Below are 20056 nucleotides of genomic sequence, written 5' to 3'. Positions count from 1 at the left end.
GCCGAGGGTTCCGCTCCCCTAGCTCCTCCCCGGCACGGGGAGGGGGACCGCGCGACGAAGTCGCGTGGTGGAGGGGGCCCTCCATGTCGGTTGTCGCCTGCGGCCTGCCCCTCCACCAAGCCGCTACGCGTCTTGGTCCCCCTCCCCGTGCCGGGGAGGAGCTGCACTACGCCGCCGCCGGCTCCGGCGCCTCGGGCACCAGCGCGCGCACTTCCTCGATGAAGCGGATCACCGAGATCGGCTTCGACACATAGGCATTGGCGCCGGCTGCGCGGATGCGTTCCTCGTCGTCGCGGCCGGCATAGGCGGTCACCGCCATCACCGGCACGGGCCTCAGGTGCGGATCGCGCTTCATCTGCCCGATCAGCTCGAGCCCGCTGACATGGGGCAGCTGGATGTCCATCACCACCAGGTCGGGCGCGAAGCTCCGCGCGCGCGCCACCGCCTCGCGCCCGTCACGCACCGGCTCGGCCGCATAGCCGTGCGCGCGAAGCAAGTCGCAGAACAGCTTCAGATTGAGTTCGTTGTCCTCGACAACGAGCACTCTTTTTGCCACGCGATCCGAGCCCCTTCGGAAATGACTCTAGCAATGCCTGCCGCGGAAACAAACCACATGACGCTCGCGCTCCATGCGCTCGCCTGGACAGTGGCCGAGCCGGGCCGAGCCGACCGGCTGCTGGCGCTGACCGGCCTCACCCCGGCGGATCTGCGCGCATCCGCCGACCGGCCGGCCACCCTGGCGGCGGTGCTGGGCTTCCTCGAGGCGCACGAGCCCGACCTGATCGCCTGCGCTGCGGCGATCGACACCACGCCCGTGGCGCTGGTCGCCGCCCGCCGGGAGCTGGAGGCATGAGCCGGCCGCTCCTCATCTGCGACTGCGACGAGGTGCTGCTGCACATGGTGCGGCACTTCGGCGTATGGCTGCGCGAGCATCACGACATCGCCTTCGACGCGGCGGAGGGCCGCTTCGCCATGACCCGTGCCGACGGCAGCGTGGTGCCGGGCGAGGAGATGTGGGCGCTGCTCGATCATTTCTTCCCGGCCGAGATGAGCCGCCAGACCTTGGTCCCCCACGCCCGCGAGGCGCTGGAGCGGCTCGGCGCGGAGGCGGACATCGTCGTCCTCACCAATCTCGGCGACCATTGCCGCGACGCCCGCATCGCCCAGCTCGCCGCGCACGGCATCCCCCACCGCGTCGAGTGCAACCAGGGCGGCAAGGGCACGCCGGTCGCGCGGCTGGTCGCCGAGTACCGGCCGAGCGTGACGGTGTTCGTCGACGACCTCCCCGTCCACCACGAATCGGTCGCGAAGCACGTGCCCGAGGTCCATCGCCTGCACATGGTGTCGGAGCCCGACCTCGCCCCGCGTGTCTCCCCGGCACCGCACGCTCATGTCCGCATCGACGACTGGCGCGAGGCGGCCGAGTGGATCGCCGCCCGCTTCGCCGCGGGTCGGCCAGCCGAACCTCTCATCCCCATCGAAGGAGCCCAGCCATGACCACCGCGATCGACCGCAAGCTCGCCGAGCTCGGCCTCACCCTGCCCGAGGCGGCGGCGCCAATCGCTGCCTATGTGCCGACGGTCGAGGCGGGCGGGCTGCTCCACATCTCGGGCCAGCTGCCGTTCAAGGACGGCCAGGTGATGACCGGCCGCCTCGGCGACGACCGCGACCTCGCCTACGGACAGGAAGCGGCGCAGCGCTGCGCGCTGATGCTGGCCGCGCAGATCAAGGCGGCGCTCGGCGGGTTCGACCGCGTCGACCGCATCGTCAAGCTCGGTGTGTTCATCAACAGCGCCCCCGACTTCACCGACCAGCCGCAGGTCGCCAATGGCGCGTCGGAGCTGATGCAGGCGCTGTTCGGCGAGGTCGGCCGCCATGCCCGCAGCGCGGTGGGCGTACCGTCGCTGCCGCGCGGTGCCGCGGTCGAGGTGGACGCGATCGTCGCGCTGCGCCCGAACTCGCTGGATTGATCGAAGCGGCCCCTCAGTGCTCCTGCGAAAGCAGGAGCCATGGCCGCAAGCGGTAGGGCATGTGGTCCAGGACTCCTGCTTTCGCAGGAGCACCGTGTCTCACACCTCCATGGAAGTGTTTCCGGATTGTTGCTCGCCGGCAACACTGTTTGAACGAATTGTGTCTGCCGTCGGCCTTTTAGGTTGTGCGGCGCAATAACCTGCGCCACATCTCCGCCCGTCCGGCCAGCCGCGCGGGGAGATGACGCGGCATCCGGCAAGCAGGCGGGAACCTCGACCCAATTCAGGAGGTCTCTCGATGCGTTTCTCGACTCTCGCGCTCGGCACGATCGTGTTTCTCGCTGCCAATCCTGCCATGGCGCAGGAGGAGACGGCGCCGCCCAAGCCCATCACCATCACCGGCAGCGTTACCGCGATCACCGACTATCGCTTCCGCGGCGCCACCCAGACCAACGGCGATCCGGCGATCCAGGGCACGCTCAACGTCAACCATTCGTCGGGCTTCTATGTCGGCACCTTCCTGTCGTCGATCGACGGCGGGGCGGACGGCAGCACCCCCGCGCTCACCAACTACGGTGACGTCGAGGTCGACCTCTACGGCGGCTTCACCAAGACGCTGCCGAGCGGCCTCGGCTTCGACGTCGGCCTGCTCTATTACTGGTACGCCGACGGGGCGAAGAGCGTGAATACCGACTTCTTCGAGCCCTATGCCTCGGTCAACTACACCGTCGGCCCGGCCAATCTGAAGGTCGGCGGCAACTATGCCTGGGGCGGACAGAAGGGCCTGAACTTCACGCCCGGCAACGACGACAGCCTCTATCTCTACGGCGAGGCATCGGTCGCGATCCCGAAGACGCCGATCACGCTGAAGGGCCATTTCGGCCGCACCAAGGGCTCGCTCGGCCTGCTCAACCCGACCATCGCCGACGACAGCTATCTCGACTGGTCGCTCACCGCCGAGGCGGTCGGCGGGCCGCTCAAGGTGGGCGTGAGCTACGTCGATACCGACATCACCAACGGGGTCGTCCCCGGCATCGGCCATTATGCGCACGAGCTCGGCCGCGGTTCGACCGTGCTCGGCTACGTGGCGTTCAGCTTCTGATCGGATAACGGGCGGCGGCGCTGAGGCGTCGCCGCCTCTCATCCACCATGCAGTGCTCCTGCGAAAGCAGGAGCCCAGGCCGCAAGCGATATCCCGCTAATCCAGCGCTCCTGCTTTCGCAGGAGCATGGGTACGCTCTTATTGCCCGCTGGTAGGCTGCTGCTGCCCGGCAGCCGCGCGCGTCGACTGGCCGTCACCCTGCGGCGCGGCGATGATGTCGCGGGTGGTCGTGCCCTTCTCGACGACGTTGGTCTGCGGATCGCCGGCGGCCGAGCGGACGCCCGCCTCCGCGACGTCGCGGCCGGCGGCGCTCAGCGCGCTGGTCTCGCTGTTGCTGCGCGGTGCCGGGCCGCCGAACAGCGCGTCGAGCGCCTGGTTGGCGGGGCCGGTCTCCTGCGGACGCGGCGCGCCGGGCTGCGGCGGCTTCAGCGCGAAGTCGGGCGGGATCACCAGCGGCGCCTGGCGCGCCACCGCGAACTCGTCGGGACGCGAGCGGTCGAAGCCGCGGTTGCCGCAGCCGGCGAGCGCCAGCGCGGCGATGCCGACGACGGCGAGGGTGATGGCCTTACGCATTCAAACTCTCCCGAGGAGCAGGCTTCTCGCGCACGAACAGCGCCCGCGCGAGCAAAATCAGGACGCCGATGGTAATCGCGGCGTCGGCGACATTGAAGACCAAAAACGGCTGCCAGTCGCCGAAGTGGAGATCGGCATAGTCGACGACATAGCCGAGCCGCACGCGATCGAGGATGTTGCCGAGCGCGCCGCCCAGCACCATGCCGAGTGCGATCAGGTCGAGCCGGTTCTTCTCGCGCAGCATCCACCAGGCGACGCCGGTCGCGATCACACCGGTCAGCGCGACCAGACCCCAGCGCATCGCGTCGCTGTCCGCCGCCAGCATGCCGAGCGACACGCCGACATTGGGCACGAACTTGAGGTTGAAGATCGGCAGCACGGTGATCGATTCGCCGATCTGATCGAGCCCGAGCGCGCCCGTGACATAGGCCTTCACCGCCTGGTCGACGAGGAACAGGATCAGGGCGACGAGGAAGCCGTTCAGGCGGGGACGATTCATATCAGCCAACTACTTGAGTGCAGCGGTCGCACAGAGCGCCGTCGTGCGCAACCTCGGGAAGGTGCCGCCAGCACCGGCCGCACTTCTCGCGGGAGGTGCGGGTGACGGTGATCTCGGGACCCTTGGTCACCTTGGCGACGATGAACACCTCGGCGAGATCGCCCTCGGGCAGCAGCTCCTCGGGCACCGTCACCTCGGCCTCGAGACTCGATCGGATCACCTTGTCGCGGCGATAAGGCTCGATCGCTTCGGTGACGCGCTCGCGCAGCGCGCGGACATCCTCCCATTCGGTCGCGACCGGCCGATCGGCGGGCAGGCTCGGCAGCTCGGGCCATTCGAGGAAATGCACCGATCCGTCCTCGCTCGGGAAGCGCGTCAGCCACACCTCCTCGGCGGTGAAGGGGATGATCGGCGCGGCATAGCGGACCAGCGCGTGGAACAGCACGTCGAGCATCGTGCGATAGGCCCGCCGCTTGGGGTCGGTGGCCGCGTCGCAATAGAGCGAATCCTTGCGGATATCGAAGAAGAAGGCCGACAGGTCGTCCTGCGCGAAGTCGGTCAACGCGCGGGTGTAGCGGTTGAACTCATAGGCCTCCGCCGCCGCGCGCAGCTCGACGTCGAGCTGGCCGAGCCGGTCGAGGATGTAGCGCTCCAGCTCCGGCATCTCGGCGACTGGCAGCCGTTCCGCCTCGGTGAAGCCGTCGAGCGCGCCGAGCAGGTAGCGGAAGGTGTTCCTGAGCTTGCGATAGGTGTCGCTGGTGCCGGCGAGCACCTCCTTGCCGATGCGCACGTCCTCGAAATAGTCGGTCTGCGCGACCCACAGGCGGAGGATGTCGGCGCCGGCCTCGTCGATCACTTTCAGCGGATCGACGACGTTGCCGAGGCTCTTCGACATCTTGCGCCCATTGCCGTCGAGCGCGAAGCCATGCGTCAGCACCGCATCATAAGGGGCACGGCCGCGCGTGCCGCACGATTCGAGCAGCGACGACTGGAACCAGCCGCGATGCTGGTCCGATCCCTCCAGATAGAGGTCGGCGCGCACGCCCGCGCCGTAGCGCTGCTCGATGGTGAAGACGTGGGTCGATCCCGAATCGAACCAGACGTCGAGGATGTCGTTGACCGGCTCATAGTCGGCGAGGTCGTACTTGTTCCCGAGCAGCGCCTGATGGTCGGCGCCGAACCAGGCGTCGGCGCCGCCGGCCGCGAACGCCGCGACGATGCGGTCGTTGACCTCCGGATCGCGCAGATACTCGCCGGTTCCCTTGTGGACGTAGAGCGCGATCGGCACGCCCCAGGCGCGCTGGCGGCTGATCACCCAGTCGGGGCGCCCCTCGACCATCGATCGGATGCGGTTCTTCGAGCGCTGCGGCACCCAGCGCGTCCGCTCGATCGCGTCGAGCGCGAGCTCGCGCAAGGTCGGGCCGTTGCCGACCCCGGCGCCCATCATCACGCCGGTGCCGGTGGCGAGCTCGACCGGCTGCAGCGCCGCGGCGGCGGCGACCACGTCGGCCTCGACGCGCTGCGGCCGGTCCATCGGGATGAACCACTGCGGCGTGCAGCGGAAGATGATCTTGGCCTTGGAGCGCCAGCTGTGCGGGTAGCTGTGCTGGAAATCGTCCGACGCCGCGAGCAGCGCGCCCGCTTCGCGCAGGTCGCTGCAGATCGGCCCGTCGGACGCGACGAACTTCTTGTTGATGACGCTGCCCTGCCCGCCCAGCCACAGCCAGTCGGGACGGTAGAAGCCGGCATCGTCGACCGCGAAGACGGGATCGATGCCGTGCGCCTTGCACAGCTCGAAATCGTCCTCGCCGTGATCGGGCGACATATGGACGAGCCCGGTGCCGGCGTCGGTGGTGACGAAGTCGCCCGCCAGGAACGGCCGCGGCTTGGCGAAGAAGCCGCCGAGGTGGTGCATGGGATGGCGGGCGACGGCACCGGCGAGTTGAGAGCCCGAATACCGGCTGCCAGCTAAATGCGTGACGGAATGTTGTACGAGTCCGTCTTTATCCGGCCTGCTAGCACCGATGCGAGACGCCAACTGAGCCGAGAGCTTGTGCGCGACTAGAAGCTTCTGCCCGTCAATGATCACCAGTTCGTATTCAATCTCCGGCCCATAAGCCAAAGCCTGGTTCACCGGGATCGTCCACGGCGTGGTCGTCCAGATCACCGCATGGGCGCCGACCAGCTCCGGCGCGTTCGGCGCCTCGACGATCTCGAACGCCACGTCGATCTGCGTCGAGACTACGTCCTCATACTCGACCTCGGCCTCCGCCAGCGCGGTCTTCTCGACCGGCGACCACATCACCGGCTTGGCGCCGCGGTAGAGCTGGCCGCTCTCGGCGAACTTCAGCAGCTCGCCGACGATCGCCGCCTCGCTGGCGAAGTTCATGGTGAGATAGGGATCGTCCCAGTCACCCATCACCCCCAGCCGCTCGAACTGCGCACGCTGCACGCCGACCCAATACGCGGCATAGGCGCGGCATTCGGCGCGGAATTCCTGCGCCGGCACCTCGTCCTTGCTGCGCTTCTTGGCGCGGTACTGTTCCTCGATCTTCCACTCGATCGGCAGGCCGTGGCAGTCCCAGCCGGGGATGTACGGCGCGTCCTTGCCCATCAGCGATCGGCTGCGGACGATGATGTCCTTCAGCACCTTGTTCATCGCATGGCCCATGTGGATGTCGCCGTTGGCGTAGGGCGGGCCGTCGTGGAGGATGAAGCGCTCGCGCCCGGCGCGCTGCTCGCGCAGCCGGTCATAGATGCCGATTGTCGCCCAACGCTCGAGGATCGCCGGCTCCTTCTGGGCGAGGCCGGCCTTCATCGGGAATTCGGTCTTCGGCAGGAAGACGGTGGAGCGCCAATCGCTCTGGGTGTCGGGTGCGTCGGTCATGGGAACGCGCGCATTAGCCGACGTTCGCCCCAAAACAAACATTCCCGTCAGCGGGCGAGCATCGCCTTCGCCCGTTCGCAATCCTCCGTGATCCGCGCCGTGAGCGCGTCGAGGCTGTCGAACTTCTCCTCGGGCCGGATATAGTCGATCAGCTGCACCTCGATCTCCTGCTCGTAGAGATCGCCGGAGAAGTCGAAGAAATGGGGTTCGAGCAGCTCGACCGGCGGATCGAAGCTCGGCCGGATGCCGAGATTGGCGGCGCCGTCCAGCAGCCGGCCGCCGGGCAGCCGTCCGCGCACCGCATAGATGCCGTAGGCAGGGCGGAGATAGTTGCCGAGCCGCAGGTTCGCGGTCGGAAAGCCGATGGTGCGGCCGAGCTTCGCCCCCGGCTCCACCAGCCCGCGAATCGCGAACGGGCGGGTGAGCAGCCGCGCCGCCTCGCGCGGGTCGCCGGCCTGGAGCGCCTCGCGGATGCGGCTCGAGGAGACCGTCTCGCCGTCGAGCATCACCGGAGCGACGACGTCGGTCGAGAAGCCCAGCTCGCGGCCGAGCTCGGCGAGCACCGCGGTGTTGCCGCCGCGGCCCTTGCCGAAGGTGAAATCCTCGCCGGTCACCACCCCGCCGACGCCGGCCAGGCCGACCAGCCGCTGCTCGGCATAGTCGCGCGCGGTCAGCGCGACGAGCTCGGCATCGAACTCGAATACCATCATCGCGTCGGCGCCCGCGGCGGCGAACAGCTCCTGACGCTGGTCGAGCGTGGTGAGGCGGAACGGCGGCGCGTCGGGGCGGAAGAAGCGCACCGGATGCGGATCGAAGGTGGCGACGATCGCCGGCCGTCCCTCGGCGCGCGCACGCTCGATCGCCCTGCCGACCACCGCCTGGTGGCCGAGGTGAAACCCGTCGAAATTGCCGAGCGCGACGATGCCGCCACGCAGATGGGCCGGCACTGCCGAGCTGCCGGAGAGCCGCTCCATGGCCGGGCCTATAATGGCGCTAGCGCTGCGGCACCATCCCCGCGCGCAGCACGCGGAGCACGTTGCCGCCCATCAGCTTGGCGATCTCCTCGTCGGTGAAGCCGCGGTCCTTGAGTGCCTGGGTGATCACCACGAGCTGGCTCACGTCGAATCCGGTGGTGACCGCGCCGTCGAAGTCGGAGCCCAGCCCGACGTGGTCGATGCCGACGAGGTCGCGGACATGCGCGATCGCGTCGACCGCCTTGCGCGGATCGGTCGAGCAGATCGCACCGTCCCAATAGCCGATCCCGACCACGCCGCCGGTCCTGGCGACGCCGCGGATCTCCTCGTCGGTGAGGTTGCGGTTGACCTTGCACACCGCCTGCACTCCGCCATGGCTGGAGACGACCGGGCGCCTGGCCATCGCCAGAATCTCGGCGACCGAGCGGTGGCTCGAATGGGCGATGTCGACGACCATGCCGAGCTGCTCCATCCGCCGCACCGCCTGCCGCCCGAGCGGGGTGAGCCCGCCCTTGGTGACCCCATGCATCGACCCCGCCACCTCGTTGTCGAAGAAATGCGCGAGCCCCGCCATGCGGAAGCCCGCGGCGTGAAGCCGGTCGAGGTTGGCGAGCTTGCCCTCGATATCCTGCAGCCCCTCGATCGACAGCATCGCCCCGACCACCTTCTGCCCCTTCGCGCGGTCGGTGAGCAGGCGGTCGAGCTGCTCGGGCGTGGTGATCAGGCGGAGCTGCCCCTGCGACGCGGCGGCAGCACGCTTGAGCTTCTCGGCATGCCACAGCGAGCGTTCGAGCAACGATCCCCAGGTGCGTGGCGGCTGGAGCTGGGCGATCGTCAGCAGGGTGATATTGTCACTGTCACCCGAATTGGCGTCGTAGTTCTGCCCCTTCGGCGTCTTGGTGACCGAGGAGAAGACCTGGAGCGCGACATTGCCCTCGATCAGTCGCGGCAGGTCGACCTGGCCGCGATCGGCGCGCTTCAGCAGGCTGCGCGACCACAGCAAAGTGTCGGCGTGCATGTCGGCGATCGCGAGCTTCGCGTGCAGCGCCTGCGTTTCCGGCGTGACGCGGGGCAGGGGCGTGGCAGCGACCTTGTTCATGTCGCCCTCGACCTTGCCCGGCGCGAACGTGAAGAAGCCGATGGCGGCGATCACGATCAACGCCAGAATGATGAGCAGCCACCTGCGCATTGCCCCCCCCGTCATGCCGGACTTGTTCCGGCATCCACGATGCCGCCAGTCCTTTGGCCAAAGGGTATGCGGAACCGTGGACCCCGGCACAAGGCCGGGGTGACGAAGAGGTCAACGGCGCTGCAAGGTCACGAAGCTGTAGCCGTCATGATCTTTGCGGAAGATTTCCTGCCAATCGGCGGGATCGAATGCCGGCACCGTCGCATCACCCTCCGGCGCAGCATGAACCTCCGTCAGCTCCACCCGGTTGGCGCGGGGCAGGAACAGCGCGAACACCTCCGCCCCGCCGATCACCGCGATCTCCGGCACGTCGCCCGCCAGCGCGATCGCTTCCTCCGGCGTATGCGCGACTTCCGCGCCCGCGGCGGACCAGGCGGGATCGCGCGTCAGCACGATGTGCCGCCGCCCGGGCAGCGGGCTCGGAAAGCTCTCGAAGGTCCTGCGTCCCATCACCATCGGCTTGCCCATGGTGAGCGACTTGAAGCGCTTGAGATCGGCCGGCAGCCGCCACGGCAGGCCGCCGTCGCGGCCGATCACGCCATTGTCGGCGCGGGCGAGGTAGAAGGCGATGCGTGCACTCACCCGCCCGCTATGCGGCGGGAAGCGGCTCTTGCCAACCGTCGCCGACCAGCATCGGCGGCAAGCACGGGTGCGGCTTGGCGGTGGACGAGGGGATCAGCCCGGCCAGCGCCGAGGCGGGAATGACCTGCGCGAGCAACACGGCGACGGCGAGCAGCGGTCTCAGCATCTCGTTTCCTCCCCGATACGGACTACATATGTAGTCGTTCGGCTGAACCGAAGCTGAACGCCGCTATTCAGACGGCGACGGCGGCCTTGATGTGCGGCTGCGCCTCATAGCCGTGTAGGACGAAATCCTCATAGTCATAGCCGTCGATCGCCGGCGGCTTGCGCACGATCTCCAGCCGCGGCAGCGGCCCCGGCGTGCGGCCGAGCTGCTCGCGCGCCTGCTCCAGATGGTTGGCGTAGAGGTGGCAGTCGCCGCCGGTCCAGATGAACTCGCCCGGCTCCAGGCCGCATTGCTGCGCGAGCATGTGTGTCAGCAGCGCATAGCTGGCGATGTTGAACGGCACGCCGAGGAAGATATCGGCCGAACGCTGGTAGAGCTGGAGCGACAGCCGCCCGTTCGCGACATGCGTCTGGAACAGGCAATGGCACGGCGCCAGCGCCATCGCGTGGAGCTCGCCGGGATTCCAGGCGGTGACGATCTGGCGGCGCGAGGCGGGGCTGGTCCGGATCGTCTCGATCAGCTCCTTGATCTGATCGATGTGGCGGCCGTCGGCGGCCTCCCAATCGCGCCACTGCTTGCCGTAGACGGGGCCGAGGTCGCCGTTCGCGTCGGCCCACTCGTCCCAGATGCTCACCCGCCGTTCCTGCAGCCAGCGGACGTTGGTGTCGCCGCGCAGGAACCATAAGAGCTCGATGATGATCGAGCGCAGGTGCAGCTTCTTGGTGGTGAGCACCGGAAAGCCTTCCGCCAGGTCGAAGCGCATCTGGTGGCCGAATACGCTCCGCGTGCCGACGCCGGTGCGGTCCATCTGCTCGGCGCCTTGCGTGAGGGCGCGCTCCATCAGCTCGAGATACTGGCGCATGACGGCGACTTTAGCCGTGCGCGGCGGGCAGGCAAGCAGTGCCTCCGAACCGGTGGAATCAACCTCCACAATCGAGGCGATCGGAATTCGATAGCAAGGAAGCTTATGTCACAATTTCAGTATGATGCCGGTGCTGAACGACACCGTTCCGACCTATGTCGCCACCCTGGCGGAGGCGCGGGCATTGTTCGGCATCATCGCGGGCGCGCCGGCCGAGATCGCGGTGATCGCCTATCTCGCGAAGGATCGGCGGCTGGTCGGGCTCGATTATGTGGTCGGCACCTCCGATTCGGTCGAGGTCGCGCCGCGCCGGGTGGTCGCGGGCGTGCTGCGCCATGATGCCAGCCGGGTGGTGATCGCGCACAATCATCCGAGCGGCGATCCGAGGCCGAGCACCACCGACGTCGCCCATGCCCGGCGACTTGCGCAGGCGCTACAGCCGATCGACGTGCGCTTCGACGACCAACTCATCCTCACCCGTTCGGCGACGACCAGCCTCAGGGCGCTGGGGTTGCTTTAGGCTCGTTCGGCCGGGGAGCGCGGCAAGGGACGATCGCGGACGGATCGGGTCGCGGCCCCTGCGGACGGAACAGCGCGATATAGCCGCCCGCCGATGGCATCGCCTGGCGCTCGACCTGGACATAGCCGACCGCGGCGAACTCGCACTGGAGCAGCGCCGGCGGCGTGCCGTGGTTGCGGGTCTCGCGATTGGCGTCGACCACCACCACCGCGCCGTTGGGCTTCAGCGACGGCCGCAGGTTCCACAGGAACTCATAGGGCGACTGGATCTCGTGATACATGTGCACCATCAGCACGCGGTCGAAGCTTGCCGCGGGTAGCTTGGGGTCAGCGGGTTCGCCGAGGCGCACCGAGACATTGTCGAGCCGCTCGCGGGTGACGCGCTGGGCGAGCGTGTCACGCACCGCCGGCACGATGTCCTCGGCCAGCACGCGCCCCTTGGCGCCGACGCGCTGCGCGAGGCGGATGGTGTAATAGCCCTCGCCCGCGCCGATGTCGGCGACGGTCATGCCGCGGGCGATGCCGGCCTTGTTCATCACCGTCGACGCTTCGTTGAGGCGGTCGCGCGCCTCCTCGGTCGACCAGCGCGGCGAGACGATGCTCGCGACCGGACGGTCGGCCGCAGGGAACTCGGACTTGTCGTCGTCCTGCCGATTCGCGAGCTCGACCGGCGCGCTTTCGCAGGCCGGGAGCAGCAGCAGCAATGCGAAGGCGGCCTTTCGGATCAATCGACGTCCTCCACCTCGACCTTCTCGCCGGTCACGCGCTGGGATAGCGCGGCGGCCATGAACTCGTCGAGGTCCCCGTCGAGCACGTCGGAAGGCGAGGTGGAGGTGACGCCGGTGCGCAGGTCCTTCACCATCTGATAGGGCTGCAGCACATAGCTGCGAATCTGGTGGCCCCAGCCGATGTCGGTCTTGGTCGCGTTCTCGGCATCGGCGGCGGCCTCGCGAATCGCCAGCTCGCGCTCGTAGAGCTTGGCGCGCAGTCGCCGATAGGCCTCGGCGCGGTTCTTGTGCTGGCTACGGTCGTCCTGGCACTGGACGACGATGCCGGTCGGCAGGTGGGTGATGCGTACCGCCGAATCGGTCCGGTTGACGTGCTGCCCACCCGCACCCGATGCGCGATAGGTGTCGATGCGCAGCTCCGCCTCGTTGATCTCGATCTGGATGTCGTCGTCGATCACCGGATAGACCCATACCGACGAGAAGCTGGTGTGTCGCCGCGCCGCGCTGTCATAGGGCGAGATGCGCACCAGTCGGTGCACGCCGCTCTCGGTCTTGGCATAGCCGTAGGCGTTCTCGCCCTTGAGCAGCAGCGTCGCCGACTTGATGCCCGCCTGTTCGCCGGCGTGATGGTCGACCAGCTCGACCTTGTAGCCGTGGCGCTCGCCCCAGCGCGTGTACATGCGCTGCAGCATCTCGGCCCAGTCCTGGCTCTCGGTGCCGCCGGCGCCGGCGTTGATCTCGAGATAGGTATCGTTGGTGTCGGCCTCGCCCGACAGCAGCGCCTTCACCTTGTTCTCGTTGGCACGCCTGGCCAGCTCGGCGAGGCTCTGTGTCCCCTCCTCGGCCATCGCCTCATCGCCTTCGGCTTCGGCCATCTCGATCAGCTCGGCGGTGTCGGCGAGCTCCTGCTCGATGGCGCGGGTCGCGGTGATCGCCTCGTCGAGGCGGCGGCGCTCGCGCATCACCTCCTGCGCCGCCTTGGGATCGTTCCACAGCGCCTGGTCTTCGACGCGCGCGTTGAGCTCGTCGAGCCGGCGCAGCGCCTGGTCCCAGTTGAGGAAGCGGCGGAGCAGCGCGAGCGCGTCGTTGATGCTGTCGACATGGGCCTGCGCTTCGGCGCGCATGGGAATCAACTCCAAATCAAAATGTCCCCGGCGGACGTCGGGGATCTCAGGCAGCGAGCGATACGCCGGTGACACGAGATCCCGGCGCTTCGCCGGGATATAGGAATGCGGGCTAGTAGATTCCGCCTTCCCTTTGCAAGAAATCGCTGTCGCTCGGCCGTTGCTGGGCCTGGGGCGCGGCCTGGGTGGCGGTCGCGGCGGCCTTGGGGGCCTGGTCCTCCTGCGTGCGGCGGGCGCGGCGCGGCTCGGTCTCGGGCTTGAAGGCTTCCCAGATCACCGCCGGTTTGCCGTCGTTGGAGACTGGCCAGGCGCCATAGACCGGCCGCCCGCTGTTGCGGTCGATCCGCATCATGCGGATGCCCGGCGGGGCACGGAAGGGAACGACCGGCAGCCCTTCATAGGCTTTCTGCGCGAACGCCTTGAAGATCGGCGCGGCGATGGTGCCGCCCTGGGCATAGCCGCCGAGGTTCGACGGCGAATCATAGCCCATATAGAGCCCGCCGATCATCTGCGGCGTGCCGCCGACGAACCACACGTCGGTCGGGCCGGTGGTGGTGCCGGTCTTGCCCATCATCGGCCGGTTCAGGTCACGCAGGATCGTCGCCGTGCCCCGCTGGATCACGCCCTCGGTGATGTGGACCATCTGGAAGGCGGTGAGCGCGTCGACCGCCTGCCGCCAGCGGATCGTCGGCCGCGGCATCGGCTTGCCGTCCCAGTCGGGCGCGTTGCAGCGCTCGCACGCGCGCCAGTTCGCCGGCCAGATCACCTTGCCGTGACGATCCTGGACATAGTCGACCAGGGTCGGGGTCAGCGCGCGGCCCTGGTTCACGAGGATCGAATAGGCGTTGACCATGCGCGTCACTGTCGTCTCACCCGCGCCCAGTGCGTAGGAAAGATAGGCCGGCAGCTTCTGCTCGCTCACGCCGAGCTGCTGGATCATGTCGACGACATGGCTCATGCCGACCGTCGCGGCGGCGCGCACCGTCATCAGATTGCGCGATTGCTCGATGCCCCAGCGCATCGTGTGCGGCCCCGAGCCGCCGCCGCCGAAGTTGCGGAAGCATTTCTGGCCGAGCCGCGCGCCCTGATAGACGCAAAACGGCCCGTCGACGATGATCGACGCCGGGGTCATGCCATTGGCGAGCGCGGCCGAATAGACGATCGGCTTGATCGTCGATCCGGGCTGACGCATCGCCTGCGTCGCGCGGTTGAACGAGCTCAGCCGCGAATCGAAGCCGCCCTGCATCGCCAGCACGCGGCCGGTCGAGGGCTCCTCGACCACGAACGCGCCGGAGATCTTGGGCACGCTCCGCAGCGCCCATTGCCCGTTCTCCGGCGCGACCGCGATAATGTCGCCGGGTTTGAGCGCGGCGAAGGCGGTGCCGCCCTGGCCGCGGACCGGCATCTGCGCGCCCCAGCGCGGCAGCGTGCCGGTCTTGCCGTCGCCGAAGCCGATCGTCGCGGCGTCGCCGCCGGTGCCGATCACGATCGCGGTGCGCCAGTCGGCATAGTTGATGCCGATGTTGCTGGCGACGAAGGGGCCGAACCAGCTGTCCCCCTCGATCACCGCATGGCCGAGCGGCCCCGACCAGCCGCGCCCGCGGTCGAAACGCAGCAATCCCTCGCGCAGCGCGTCCTGCGCATATTGCTGGAGCCTGGGATCGTAGGAGGTGCGCACCCACAGGCCGCCGGCATAGACGCTGTGCGGTCCGTCCTTGTCGGTCTCGCCGAAACGCTCGAGCAGCTGGCGGCGCACTTCCTCGACGAAATAACCGCCGTTGGGGTCGTAGCGCGGGCTGCGCCGGCTGACGGTGCCGAGCGGCTCGGCGACCGCCTGGTCGTGCTGCGCCTGGGTGATGAAGCGGTTGCGCAGCATCTCGCCCAGCACCCAGTTGCGCCGCGCCAGCGCGCGGTCGGGGTAGCGGTCAGGACTGTAGTTGGACGGCCCCTTGGGCAGGATGGCGAGATAGGCCAGCTGCGCCAGGCTGAGCTCGTTCAGCTCCTTGTCGAAATAGGCATGGCTCGCCGCCTCGACGCCGAACGCGTTGCGGCCGAGCGAGATCGAGTTGAGGTAAAGCTCCAGGATCTGCTGCTTGGTCAGCGTGTCCTCGATCCGGAAAGCGAGCATCGCTTCCTTGGCCTTGCGGACATAGCTGCGCTCGTTGCCGATCAGCAGGTTCTTGGCGACCTGCTGGGTGATGGTGGAGGCGCCGATCGGCCGCTTGTCGTTGGTGAGGTTGGTGATCATCGCCGAGACGATGCCCGGATAGTCGACGCCGTGATGCTCGAAGAAGGTCCGGTCCTCCGCCGCCAGGAAGGCGCGGACCAGCAGCGGCGGATATTCGTCGTAGCTGAGCTGCACGCGCCGCTCGCGGGCGTAGCTGTGGATCGGCGTGCCGTCGCCGCCGCGCACGTTGGTCGGCAGCGGCGGTTCATAGGCCTTGAGCTTGTCTACCGAGGGCAGGCCGCTCGCGAGCGAGATCCAGAAGATACCGAACAGCACGGCGAGCACGCCCGCGGCGTAGCTCAGCCAGCGCACCCAGCGGCGCGTCCAGATGCGTCGGACGGCTGCCCAGACTCCGTTGGCATCACGCTGCAGGCGCAGGCGGAGGTCGGGCTGGTCGGCGGTACTCTCGGACATCGGCTCGGGGTTTAGCAGGTCCGGCGCGGGTTGGAAGTCAGCGTGAGGCCATCCGAGTGGCGAAATGAATTTCCACGGCGCGGCGCACGCCCTCGGCGATCCTCTCGCGGCCTTCGCGCGAGTTGAGGAAATCGGCGTCGCGCTGATTAGATATATAGCCCGTCTCGAACAGGACCGAGGGCATGTCGGGCGCCTTCAGCACGATCAGCGAGGCCATGCGGTGGAACGGCGCCTTGGTCGCGATCAGCGGCCTGGCCTCGCGTTCCAGCAGGCCGGCGAAGCCCGCCGAGCTGTTCATCGTCTCGCGCTGGGCGAGGTCGATCAGGATCGACGAGATGTCGGGCGAGGCGTCGGCGAGGTCGACGCCTGCGAGCACGTCCGCCTTGTTCTCGCGCGCGGCGAGCCGGGCGGCTTCCTTGTCCGAGGCGACCTCGGACAATGTGTAGACGGTCGCACCGGTGGCGTCGGGGTTGCCGGCGCTGTCGCAATGCACCGAGATGAACAGCTTCGCACCGAGCCGCCGCGCGATGCCATAGCGTTCCTGGAGGATGAGGAAGCGGTCGTCGTCGCGCGTCATCGCCACGCGCACCTTGCCGCTGGCGAGCAGTTCGTCGCGGATCGCGCGGGCGACTTTCAGCGTCAGATCCTTCTCGCGCAGCTCGCCGTCGGGCGAGAGCGCGCCTGGATCATGGCCGCCATGGCCGGCGTCGATCACCACCAGCGGACGCGAGGGATCGCCGGTGACCGGCGGCAGCGGCGCCGCTCTAGCCGGCGGCGGCACCGCCATGCTGACGCTGTAGCCGTGGCGCACCGGCGGCGCGAGATAGCTGAACGGCGGCAGGAAGCGCAGCCTGTCTTCGGCGGCGGCGCGCGCGAAGGTCGCATCGTCCACCGTGCGCAGCGCGAACGTCAGGGCGCGGTCGTCAGGGTCGAGGCTTCCCTCCGTCACGATCGCCGGCCGCGCGAGGTCGAATACCACGCGCACACCGCCGCGCTCTCGATCGATCGGGCTGCCGCCCGCCCGCAACCCGCCGAGGACGAACGCGCCCGCCTCTGCGGCGCGGCCGTCGACGTCGAGCGTGATCGCATTGCTGCGCACCCGCACGTCGCGGAGGACGCCTGCCCACGCCGGTATGCCCGCGAGCCAACCGGCGAAAAGGGCGAGAAGAGCAAGCACCTTCACGCTATGCCGTGTCGCCGCGGCCACGGTCCAGCCAAAACGCATGAGGGACGCCCGTCAGGTACCGCTGGCGGCAGGCAAAGGATGCCGCAACGGTTGTCCTTCCGGGCCGGCGATGCTACCTAGCCGGTGCCGGTACGGAACGGGACCGTTCCAAGCCGGCCGAGAAACCGCCGCGGCCGTCCGGGCCCGGCGCGCAATCAGGTTGACGCTGCATGAGGCAAAATCCGCTCCGCCTCCACCAGACCGCCGAGCGCGGCTGCGTGGACGGACCGGCCGCCCCGGACCACGGCTCCGGGCGGGCATCGGCAGCAGACGCATCATACCCATTCGTTCGTCCCGTAAGGCGCCGCACCGCCGGCGGAGGGACCAGCACATCGCGCGCGCCGCGCTCCCCAGCGGAGGCCGCGCGCGCCCGGAGAAACTATAATGACAATGCGCATGTTGATCGACGCTCGCCACCGGGAGGAAACCCGCGTGGCGGTCGTCAAGGGCAATCGAATCGAGGAATTTGACTTCGAATCCGCCGAGCGCAAGCAGCTCAAGGGCAATATCTATCTCGCCAAAGTGACCCGCGTCGAACCGTCGCTGCAGGCGGCGTTCGTCGACTACGGCGGCAACCGTCACGGCTTCCTCGCCTTCTCGGAAATCCACCCCGACTATTACCAGATCCCCAAGGAGGATCGCGACGCGCTGCTCCGCGAGGAGGCCGAGCACGCCGCCGAGGAAGCAGCGCTGCGGGCCGAGGCCGACGAGCATGACGACGATCATGCCGAGCACGACGACGAGCATCACGACGACGTGATCGCCGACGGCGACGAGGATGCGCCCGTGCGCAAGCCCAGGTCGAACGGCTCCGACGATCACGCCGTCGAAGCCCTTCGCGAGCGCCGCATGAACCTGCGCCGCCGCTACAAGATCCAGGACGTGATCCGCCGCCGTCAGGTGCTGCTGGTCCAGGTCGTCAAGGAAGAGCGCGGCAACAAGGGCGCGGCGCTCACCACCTATCTCAGCCTTGCCGGCCGCTATTGCGTGCTGATGCCCAACACCGCGCACGGCGGCGGCATCAGCCGCAAGATCAGCAACGCCAGCGACCGCAAGCGCCTCAAGTCGATCATGGCCGAGCTCAAGCTGCCGCCGACGATGGGCTGCATCGTCCGCACCGCCGGGCTCCAGCGCACCAAGGTCGAGATCAAGCGCGACTTCGATTATCTCGCCCGCCTGTGGGATGGCATCCGCGAGACCACGCTGCAGTCCTCGGCGCCCGCGCTGATCTACGGCGACAGCGACCTGCTCAAGCGTGCGATCCGCGACATCTACAACAAGGACATCGACGAGGTCATCGTCGAGGGCGACGAGGGCTATCGTCAGGCCAAGGACTTCATGAAGCTGCTGATGCCCAGCCACGCCCGGCGGGTGAAGCACTACAGCGACCCGGTGCCGCTGTTCCAGCGTGCGCATGTCGAGGACCAGCTGTCGGCGATGTATCACCCGGTGGTGCAGCTGAAGTCCGGCGGCTATCTGGTCATCAACCCGACCGAGGCGCTCGTCTCGATCGACATCAATTCCGGGCGCTCGACCCGCGAGCACAATATCGAGCAGACCGCGACCGCGACCAATCTCGAGGCGGCGCAGGAGATCGCGCGGCAGCTCCGCTTGCGCGACATGGCCGGTCTCATCGTCATCGACTTCATCGACATGGACCATTCGTCCAACGTCCGTAAGGTCGAGAAGGCGATGAAGGAGGCGCTCAAGAACGACCGCGCCCGCATCCAGGTCGGCCGCATCAGCTCGTTCGGCCTGATGGAGATGAGCCGCCAGCGCCTGCGCACCGGCGTGCTCGAGGCGTCGACCCGCCAGTGCCCGCATTGCGAGGGCACCGGGCTGGTGCGCACCGCTTCCTCGGCCGGCCTGTCGGCGCTGCGCCTGATCGAGGACGAGGCGGCGCGCGGCCGCGGCTCCAACCTGCTGCTGCGGGCGAGCCAGGAGGCCGCGCTCTACGTGCTCAACAAGAAGCGCAGCGAGCTTGCCGAGATCGAGGACCGCTACGGCGTGACGATCGAGGTCGCTTCCGACGGCGAGCTCGAGGGCGCGCGCATGTCGGTCGAGGCCTCGGGCCCGCCGCCGGCCTATGCGCCCAAGTTCGAGCCGGCGATGGTCGACGAATTCGACGAGGTCCCGGAGGACATCGAGGACGAAATCGACGAGGAGCTGGAGGCCGAGGCCACCGAGAGCGAGCCGCGCCGCGAGCGGGTCGAGGGCGACGGCGAAGGCCGCCGCCGTCGTCGCCGCCGTCGTGGTCGTCGCGGTCGCGGCCGCGAGGCTGGCGGGGACGAGCACGGTGCCGAGGAGGGCGAGGCTCCGGCCGAAGCCGCCGAGGCGGTGCAGGAAGTGCCTGTCGAGACGGCCGAGGGCGAAAGCGGCGAGCCGCGCAAGCGCCGCCGTCGTGGCCGCCGCGGCGGACGGCGCGGCGACGCGGTCGAGACACCGGTCGCGGAGGCCGATGCCGAAGCCGAGGCCGTCTCCGAACCCGAGCCTGCACCGGTAGAGGCCGAGGCCGAGCCGATCGCGGAGGAGGCGCCCAAGCCCAAGCGCACGCGTCGAAAGAAGGCAGCGGAGCCCGAAGCCGCCGAAGCGGTCGCCGAACCGGCGTCGGCGGAGCTCGCTGCGCCGGAGGCGGAAGTCGAGACCAAGCCCAAGCGCACCCGCCGCAAGAAGGCCGCTCCGGCCGAAGTGGAGGTCGAGCCCGCTCCGATCGAAACGGCGGCGCCTGCGCCCGCCAACGATGACGTGGCGGAAGCCCCCAAGCCCAAGCGCACCCGCCGCAAGGCGGCTGCCGTCGATGGCGCCGAGCCAGCCGAGGCCGCGCCAGCTCCCGAAGCCCCTGCCGCCGAGGCCGACGAAGCTGCGGCGAACGGAGAGGGCGAAGGGCCGCGCCGCGGCTGGTGGCAGCGGACCTTCGGCGCATGATGCGATAACAAGGCGTTGCGCCCGTTCCTTCGGGAACGGGCGCAGTCGCTTCAGGAGCGGTTCACGCGATGCCGGCAAAACGGCTTCAGA

General features: G+C 68.5%; 19 protein-coding genes. 6 read left to right on the top strand and 13 right to left on the bottom strand.

Features of this window, described 5'->3' with window-relative positions; all coding sequences use genetic code 11:
• Positions 1–166: 166 nt before the first annotated feature.
• The gene (locus tag AC2YHA_RS14350) at positions 167–556 is read right to left on the bottom strand and encodes a response regulator (RefSeq protein ID WP_233784346.1); all 390 of its coding nucleotides are present in this window, start codon (positions 554–556) and stop codon (positions 167–169) included.
• A gap of 57 nt (positions 557–613) precedes the next feature.
• Here AC2YHA_RS14350 and AC2YHA_RS14345 point away from each other — a divergent pair, with 57 nt between their 5' ends.
• The 4 genes from AC2YHA_RS14345 (at position 614) to AC2YHA_RS14330 (ending at position 3072) form a co-directional block, all read left to right on the top strand.
• Complete coding sequence (locus AC2YHA_RS14345; protein WP_487402131.1) at positions 614–853, top strand: DUF3572 family protein; 240 nt, start codon at positions 614–616, stop codon at positions 851–853.
• Complete coding sequence (locus tag AC2YHA_RS14340; protein ID WP_487402130.1) at positions 850–1497, top strand: HAD family hydrolase; 648 nt, start codon at positions 850–852, stop codon at positions 1495–1497. Before AC2YHA_RS14345 ends, AC2YHA_RS14340 begins: the two co-directional genes overlap by 4 nt.
• Positions 1494–1970 (top strand): RidA family protein, encoded by a 477-nt coding sequence (locus AC2YHA_RS14335; protein WP_487402129.1) that lies wholly within the window; start codon positions 1494–1496, stop codon positions 1968–1970. Before AC2YHA_RS14340 ends, AC2YHA_RS14335 begins: the two co-directional genes overlap by 4 nt.
• A 298-nt stretch (positions 1971–2268) precedes the next feature.
• Positions 2269–3072: a TorF family putative porin gene (locus tag AC2YHA_RS14330; protein WP_487402128.1), complete on the top strand. Its 804-nt coding sequence runs from the start codon at positions 2269–2271 to the stop codon at positions 3070–3072.
• A 138-nt stretch (positions 3073–3210) separates the two neighbouring features.
• On the opposite strand, the gene AC2YHA_RS14325 is transcribed toward AC2YHA_RS14330, so the two are convergent.
• The 8 genes from AC2YHA_RS14325 to AC2YHA_RS14290 all read right to left on the bottom strand — a co-directional run bounded on the left by AC2YHA_RS14325 (position 3211) and on the right by AC2YHA_RS14290 (position 10804).
• The gene (locus AC2YHA_RS14325) at positions 3211–3645 is read right to left on the bottom strand and encodes a DUF3035 domain-containing protein (RefSeq protein WP_233784351.1); all 435 of its coding nucleotides are present in this window, start codon (positions 3643–3645) and stop codon (positions 3211–3213) included.
• Positions 3638–4144 (bottom strand): signal peptidase II, encoded by a 507-nt coding sequence (lspA, locus tag AC2YHA_RS14320; RefSeq protein ID WP_487402127.1) that lies wholly within the window; start codon positions 4142–4144, stop codon positions 3638–3640. Before lspA ends, AC2YHA_RS14325 begins: the two co-directional genes overlap by 8 nt.
• A 1-nt stretch (position 4145) precedes the next feature.
• Entirely contained in the window at positions 4146–7031 is a 2886-nt protein-coding gene (ileS, locus tag AC2YHA_RS14315) for an isoleucine--tRNA ligase (RefSeq protein ID WP_487402126.1), read from the bottom strand.
• Positions 7032–7078: 47 nt separating this feature from the next.
• Positions 7079–8005 (bottom strand): bifunctional riboflavin kinase/FAD synthetase, encoded by a 927-nt coding sequence (locus AC2YHA_RS14310; RefSeq protein WP_487402125.1) that lies wholly within the window; start codon positions 8003–8005, stop codon positions 7079–7081.
• A 19-nt stretch (positions 8006–8024) separates the two neighbouring features.
• The gene (locus AC2YHA_RS14305; protein WP_487402124.1) at positions 8025–9194 is read right to left on the bottom strand and encodes a dipeptidase; all 1170 of its coding nucleotides are present in this window, start codon (positions 9192–9194) and stop codon (positions 8025–8027) included.
• 111 nt (positions 9195–9305) lie between these two features.
• Entirely contained in the window at positions 9306–9776 is a 471-nt protein-coding gene (locus AC2YHA_RS14300) for a dihydrofolate reductase (RefSeq protein WP_487402123.1), read from the bottom strand.
• 7 nt (positions 9777–9783) lie between these two features.
• The gene (locus tag AC2YHA_RS14295; protein WP_487402122.1) at positions 9784–9942 is read right to left on the bottom strand and encodes a hypothetical protein; all 159 of its coding nucleotides are present in this window, start codon (positions 9940–9942) and stop codon (positions 9784–9786) included.
• 67 nt (positions 9943–10009) lie between these two features.
• The gene (locus AC2YHA_RS14290; protein WP_487402121.1) at positions 10010–10804 is read right to left on the bottom strand and encodes a thymidylate synthase; all 795 of its coding nucleotides are present in this window, start codon (positions 10802–10804) and stop codon (positions 10010–10012) included.
• 130 nt (positions 10805–10934) lie between these two features.
• Between AC2YHA_RS14290 and AC2YHA_RS14285 the strand changes: the two genes are divergently transcribed.
• Positions 10935–11324, top strand: a complete 390-nt coding sequence (locus tag AC2YHA_RS14285; protein ID WP_487402120.1) for a JAB domain-containing protein — start codon at positions 10935–10937, stop codon at positions 11322–11324.
• Here the strand turns inward: AC2YHA_RS14285 and AC2YHA_RS14280 are convergent.
• From AC2YHA_RS14280 to AC2YHA_RS14265, 4 genes are all read right to left on the bottom strand, one after another.
• Positions 11302–12051, bottom strand: a complete 750-nt coding sequence (locus AC2YHA_RS14280; protein ID WP_487402119.1) for a class I SAM-dependent methyltransferase — start codon at positions 12049–12051, stop codon at positions 11302–11304. The genes AC2YHA_RS14285 and AC2YHA_RS14280 overlap by 23 nt on opposite strands.
• A complete protein-coding gene (gene prfB, locus AC2YHA_RS14275) occupies positions 12048–13175 on the bottom strand; it encodes a peptide chain release factor 2 (RefSeq protein WP_233784361.1) in 1128 nt (375 codons plus the stop codon). Before prfB ends, AC2YHA_RS14280 begins: the two co-directional genes overlap by 4 nt.
• 112 nt (positions 13176–13287) lie before the next feature.
• A complete protein-coding gene (locus tag AC2YHA_RS14270; RefSeq protein ID WP_233784362.1) occupies positions 13288–15816 on the bottom strand; it encodes a penicillin-binding protein 1A in 2529 nt (842 codons plus the stop codon).
• Between the two features lie 37 nt (positions 15817–15853).
• Positions 15854–17041, bottom strand: a complete 1188-nt coding sequence (locus AC2YHA_RS14265) for an N-acetylmuramoyl-L-alanine amidase family protein (protein WP_487402118.1) — start codon at positions 17039–17041, stop codon at positions 15854–15856.
• 396 nt (positions 17042–17437) lie between these two features.
• On the opposite strand from AC2YHA_RS14265, the gene AC2YHA_RS14260 reads away from it, so the two are divergent.
• The gene (locus tag AC2YHA_RS14260; protein ID WP_487402117.1) at positions 17438–19966 is read left to right on the top strand and encodes an Rne/Rng family ribonuclease; all 2529 of its coding nucleotides are present in this window, start codon (positions 17438–17440) and stop codon (positions 19964–19966) included.
• Positions 19967–20056 lie beyond the last annotated feature (90 nt).

The organism is Sphingomonas sp. SRI_018 (assembly GCF_057586275.1).
This window is presented reverse-complemented; position numbering and strand designations above follow the sequence as displayed.